Source organism: Arthrobacter sp. TB 23, from assembly GCF_000294595.1.
Lineage (GTDB): Bacteria > Actinomycetota > Actinomycetes > Actinomycetales > Micrococcaceae > Arthrobacter_D.
The window spans coordinates 1-6,004 of record NZ_ALPM01000088.1 but is presented as its reverse complement, the minus strand read 5'-3'; the positions used below and the strand labels follow the sequence as shown (position 1 = coordinate 6,004).

The following is a 6,004-nucleotide window of genomic DNA, read 5'->3' as shown; positions in this document are numbered from 1 at the left end:
CCTGAGGGAAGGAGCCGCCTTCCACATGTGGCCACCGGCCACACAAACAACTAAAAACACATGGAGCCAGGCAGGCACCGCGCATTCGCGGTCCTCGGTAGTGGTCTCCGGGAGCAGACGACCGTGCAGCGCAGAACAGTGCAGAGCACGCGTGAGTCCCCGTGGATCTCGATCGAAGACCGGGTGCGAGCATCACCGCATTGAACGGTGATCAGGTTCCGGCAGGGCACCAGCCCAAACAGAAACGGAGGTGACTCTCTATGGAGGGTCCCGAAATTCAATTCGCCGAAGCCGTTATTGACAACGGCCGGTTCGGCAAGCGCACCGTACGGTTCGAGACTGGCCGCCTTGCACAGCAGGCAGCCGGCGCCGCAATGGTTTACATCGACGAAGACACAGCGCTCCTGTCAGCAACGACCGCTGGCAAGCACCCCCGCGAAGGCTTCGACTTCTTCCCCCTGACCGTCGACGTTGAAGAGCGCATGTACGCCGCAGGGCGCATCCCAGGCTCCTTCTTCCGCCGCGAAGGCCGTCCCTCCACCGAGGCGATCCTCGCCTGCCGGCTGATGGACCGCCCGCTGCGCCCGGCCTTCGTGAAGGGCCTCCGCAACGAGGTCCAGATCGTGGTCACCGTCCTGGCGATCAACCCCGACGTGCGATACGACGTCGTTGCCATCAACGCCGCCTCGATGTCCACGCAGCTCTCCGGCCTCCCCTTCTCCGGTCCGATCGGTGGTGTCCGCGTGGCACTCGTCTCCGATGGCAGCGGCCAGGATCAGTGGATCGCCTTCCCGAAGCACTCCGAACTGGAGAACTCGGTCTTCGACATGGTCGTTGCCGGCCGTGTGGTCAGTGGACCCGAGGGTGACGACGTCGCCATCATGATGGTGGAAGCTGAAGCCACCGACAACTCGTGGAAGCTCATCAAGGAAGACGGTGCCACCGCACCGACCGAAGAGATCGTCGCCGACGGCCTGGAAGCGGCAAAGCCGTACATCCGTGCCCTCTGTGACGCCCAGGCTGACCTTGCCGGCCGCGCCGCCAAGCCAACAGTTGACTTCCCGGTCTTCCTTGACTACCAGGACGACGTCTTTGCAGCGGTCGAGTCGGCAGCAGCCGCCAAGCTGACCGAGGTCTTCCAGATCGGTGACAAGAAGGAGCGCGACACCGCCTCGGACGCCCTCAAGGACAGCGTCACCGCTGACCTCGCCGGGCAGTTCGAAGGACGCGAGAAGGAACTCTCTGCCGCCTTCCGGTCGGTCACCAAGAGCGTTGTCCGCCAGCGCATCCTCAAGGATCAGATCCGTATCGACGGCCGCGGCCTGAGCGACATCCGTCAGCTCACCGCCGAGGTCGAGGTCCTGCCTCGCGTTCACGGTTCTGCGATCTTCGAACGCGGCGAAACCCAGATCATGGGAATCACCACGCTGAACATGCTCAAGATGGAGCAGCAGATTGATTCGTTGTCGCCGGTAACGCGCAAGCGCTACATGCACAACTACAACTTCCCTCCATACTCCACCGGTGAAACCGGTCGCGTCGGTTCGCCGAAGCGCCGCGAAATCGGTCACGGTGCCCTCGCCGAGCGCGCCCTGATGCCGGTCCTGCCGACCCGTGAGGAATTCCCTTACGCGATCCGTCAGGTCTCCGAGGCGCTGAGCTCCAACGGCTCGACGTCGATGGGCTCGGTCTGTGCTTCAACCCTGTCGCTGCTCAACGCCGGTGTGCCCCTGAAGGCACCCGTCGCTGGTATCGCCATGGGCCTGGTGTCCGACGTCGTCGACGGTCAGACCCGCTACGCGGCACTGACCGACATCCTCGGCGCTGAAGATGCTTTCGGCGACATGGACTTCAAGGTTGCCGGTACCGCCGAGTTCGTCACAGCCATCCAGCTGGACACCAAGCTCGACGGAATCCCCGCCTCAGTGCTCGCCGCAGCCCTGAAGCAGGCCCGTGAAGCCCGGCTGCACATCCTGGGTGTTCTTGAGGCAGCCATCGACGTGCCGGACGAGCTTTCCGAGTTCGCGCCACGCATCATCTCGGTGAAGATCCCGGTTGACAAGATCGGCGAGGTCATTGGCCCCAAGGGCAAGATGATCAACCAGATCCAGGAAGACACCGGCGCTGACATCTCCATCGAAGATGACGGCACGGTCCTGATCGGCGCCACCAACGGTGGTGCGGCCGAGGCTGCACGCGCCGCAGTGAACGCCATCGCCAACCCTCAGGTTCCTGAGATTGGCGAGCGGTACCTGGGTACGGTCGTGAAGACCACCACCTTCGGTGCCTTCGTGTCGCTGACCCCGGGCAAGGATGGGCTGCTGCACATCTCCGAGCTGCGCAAGCTGGCCAACGGCAAGCGCGTCGACAACGTCGACGACATTGTTTCGGTGGGCCAGAAGGTTCAGGTCGAAATCACCAAGATCGATGACCGCGGAAAGCTTTCGCTCTCCCCAGTGGTTGCCGACGACGCTGCGGCTGAGAACGCCTCGGCGGACTCAGCAGAGGGTGACGACAACTAGCGAATGGTTGTATCAGCTAACAACGCCTCCGGTCCTGTTCCCGACACCATGTCGGGAGCAGGGCCGTTGGCCGTTTCACACGAGAACCGCACTGGGCCGACGTCGATCGTCCTGCCGCTGCTGCCCACCCCTGCGCCTTCCGCGGACAGTGCGGGTGCCGGCCACGATCCCACGCTCGTCGCTGGGACGCTGGGCGGCGCCGTGGTGCGCCGGTCGGTACTTCCCGGCGGGGTGCGCGTCCTGACCGAGGCAATGCCCGGCCAGCGGTCCGCGACCATCGGTTTCTGGGTGGGGGTCGGATCCCGGGATGAGGCCGAAGGCCAGCACGGGTCCACTCACTTCCTTGAACACCTGCTCTTCAAGGGCACCACGCGGCGCACTGCGCTCGAGATTGCCGAAGCGTTTGACGAGGTGGGCGGTGAATCCAACGCTGCCACGGCGAAGGAGCACACGTGCTATTTCGCCCGGGTGCTTGACGCTGATCTGCCCATGGCAATCGACGTGATCGCCGACATGGTGACCAGCGCCGTGATTGACGCCGACGAACTTGAGCAGGAACGCGACGTCATCCTCGAGGAAATCGCGATGGACAGCGATGACCCCGCCGACGTCGCCCACGAAGAATTCGTCGAAGCGGTGCTCGGGTCCCACCCACTGGGTCGCCCCATCGGTGGCACCCCCGACGCCATCAAGGCAGTGCCCCGCGACTCGGTCCTGGCACACTACCGCCAGTATTACCGACCATCGGAACTGGTCGTCACCGCGGCCGGGGGACTGGACCACGAAGTGGTCTGCGGGCTCGTCCTCGACGCGCTGCGGACCGCCGGCTGGACGCTGGAGGACGATGCACTGCCCGTGGCCCGTCGTTCCGATACGCCGGTACCGATTGAAAGCACCGGAGGAATCCGGGTCATTCGGCGTGCGGTGGAGCAGGCAAACATTCTGGTCGGCTGCCCGTCAATCACCGCCACCGACGACCGGCGGTTCGTGATGAGCGTGCTGAACGCCGTCCTGGGCGGCGGGATGTCATCACGGCTTTTCCAGGAAATCCGCGAGAAGCGCGGGCTCGTCTATTCGACCTACTCCTTCTCCGCCTCCTACGCCGACGCTGGCTACTTCGCCATGTACGCGGGGTGCTCACCGGCGAAGACCGGTCAGGTCATTGAGCTGCTCGGTGCCGAGCTGGACCGGCTCGCCGCAGACGGGATTTCCGCCGATGAGCTGCGTCGAGCCGTCGGGCAACTCTCCGGCGGCATGGTGCTGGCACTGGAGGACAGCGGGTCTCGGATGTCACGCCTCGGCCGGGCAGAACTGGTGTCGGGGGAGTTCCTCGGCCTCGATGAGGTGCTGGCACGGGTCAACGCCGTCACCGAGGAACAGGTGCGGGAACTGGCTGCCGAACTGGCTGCCGCCCCGCGCACGATTACCGTTGTGGGCCCGTTCGACGCCCCGGCGGACTTCGGCCACTAGCGGTCCTGCACAGCTGTTAACCATCAATGACGCACCCCGAACGTCAGGGGCGCGTCATTGATGGTTAAGGCTGTCTGCCCAGCGCGGCTGGGCGTGTGCTGCTAGCCCCCGGCGAAGGGCGGCAGAATATCCAGGACGTCGTCGGCGGCCAGCACCCGGCCGCGGTCACGGGCAGCCACCTCGTTCAGCAGGAAGCTGCTCCGGGCGATGACCTCGGGCATCGCCGGCCCGCCCACCCGAACCGGCAGCGGGTACCGGGCGGTGAGGTGTGCCAGGACCGTCTCGAGCGTCGCTGCGTCGAGGTCGAGTCGTTCTTCTGCCGTACCGGCTGCGGCCTGCGCGGCGCCGAAATATCGAATCAGCATCTAGCCGCCGATCGCGCTCATGCTGCGGTCCGGCTGGACAAAATCGTCCGAACCCAGACCGACGTGGCCCATCCCATGCGCTTTCGGCTTGGCCCACATGGCGTCCTGCCAGCGTGCGGCGATCGCGTCGTCGTCGGCGTCCGACCGCAGCAGATCCCGTAGATCGGTCTCCTCGCGGGAAAATAGGCAGCTCATGATCTTGCCCTCGGCGGTGACGCGGGTTCGCCGGCAGTCGGCGCAGAACGGCTCAGTCACCGAGGCGATAATGCCCACGGTGCCGACGACGATGTCAGGGGCCGCGATTCGGCGTACCTCCCAGCGCTCGGCGGGGGCGCCGTCCCGGTTGCGCGGATCCGGGGTCAGCACAAACTGCTGCTCCAGCAGGGTCCGCATCTCGAGGGCAGTGATCATGCCGTCGCGGGTCCAGCCGTGGTCCGCGTCGAGGGGCATCTGCTCGATAAAACGCAGCTCAAATCCCTTGGACACCGCCCATTCGAGGAGTTCGGGCGCCTCATGGTCGTTGATCCCGCGCATCAGGACGGCGTTGATCTTGACCAGGCCAAGTCCCACCTCCGCCGCAGCTTCGATACCCCGCAGCACCCGGTCGAGGAACGGCCGGCGGGTCAGTTGGGCAAACGTATCGGGGTGGAGCGAATCCATCGACACATTGATCCGGCTCAGGCCCGCGTCCTTGAGGGCTTGAGCCTTTTTGTCCAGGCCCAGGCCGTTGGTCGTCATGGAGATGGGCAGGTCCGCGTGGTTGGCGCGGATATCGCCGATGATCTGCAGCAGGTCGGCCCGCACCAGCGGTTCGCCACCCGTCAGGCGCAATTCACGCACCCCGAGGGAATCAACGCCGATCCGCACCAGCCGGACGATCTCCTCACGGGAGAGCACGGCTGACTTTTGCAGCCAGTCAAGACCCTCGGCGGGCATGCAATAAGTGCAGCGCAGATTACATTTGTCGGTCAGCGACAGGCGCATGTCAGTGGCCTTGCGGCCGAAACTGTCAATCAGCCCCGGCCCGGCATCAGAGGGACGCTGGACCCCGATATGCGGCATACCCAGTTCAATTCCCATCCCTCGAGATTACGCCCTTTCAGCTAGGGCCACTATTCGGTGGAGGCTTATGCACGCCCGGCGAACCGATGATGGGGCGCAGACGTTGGGCTAAATGACTGACACATCACAGAAAGGGTGACCGGCGTGAGACGGACCAACGGATGGGCAGCACTTTCCGGGCTGGTTGCTGTCCTGCTCGCTGTGATCGCCGCCGAGCTGACCGCCGCGCTGGTCAGCCCCTCCCTTTCCCCGGTGACCGCCGTCGGGTCGATCGTCATTGATGTGCTGCCACCCGGCGTCAAGGACTGGGCCATCGAGACGTTCGGCACCGCCGACAAGCTGGTATTCCTCGGCACAATGTTCCTCATCATCGCTTCAATGGCCGCCGCCGCCGGAATCCTTGAATACAGGTGGCGTCGGGCCGGAGCCGCAGTCGTGCTGGCGTTCGGCCTGGCGGGGATCGCCGCCGTCGCCGCACGGCCGCAGTCCTCAACGCCCGCCTTCGCGGCGCCGGTGGTCGCCCTGGTACTAGGCGTCATGCTGATCAGCGTCATGATCGACCGGCTGGCGGCCTGGCACCCCCGC

General features: G+C 65.1%; 4 protein-coding genes and 1 pseudogene. 3 read left to right on the top strand and 2 right to left on the bottom strand.

What is annotated here, in order from left to right:
- The first annotated feature begins 260 nt into the window (after positions 1–260).
- Both B384_RS0112610 and B384_RS0112605 read left to right on the top strand, forming a co-directional pair.
- Positions 261–2,522, top strand: a complete 2,262-nt coding sequence (locus B384_RS0112610; RefSeq protein WP_019483461.1) for a polyribonucleotide nucleotidyltransferase — start codon at positions 261–263, stop codon at positions 2,520–2,522.
- A gap of 3 nt (positions 2,523–2,525) precedes the next feature.
- Entirely contained in the window at positions 2,526–3,992 is a 1,467-nt protein-coding gene (locus tag B384_RS0112605; RefSeq protein WP_019483460.1) for a M16 family metallopeptidase, read from the top strand.
- 101 nt (positions 3,993–4,093) lie between these two features.
- On the opposite strand, the gene B384_RS0112600 is transcribed toward B384_RS0112605, so the two are convergent.
- Positions 4,094–4,357, bottom strand: coding sequence for a MoaD/ThiS family protein (locus B384_RS0112600; RefSeq protein WP_019483459.1), 264 nt, complete (start codon positions 4,355–4,357; stop codon positions 4,094–4,096).
- Entirely contained in the window at positions 4,358–5,437 is a 1,080-nt protein-coding gene (moaA, locus tag B384_RS0112595) for a GTP 3',8-cyclase MoaA (RefSeq protein WP_019483458.1), read from the bottom strand.
- A gap of 126 nt (positions 5,438–5,563) precedes the next feature.
- On the opposite strand from moaA, the pseudogene B384_RS19775 reads away from it, so the two are divergent.
- Positions 5,564–6,004 (top strand): annotated as a pseudogene (locus B384_RS19775) (molybdopterin-dependent oxidoreductase); the annotation flags it as partial.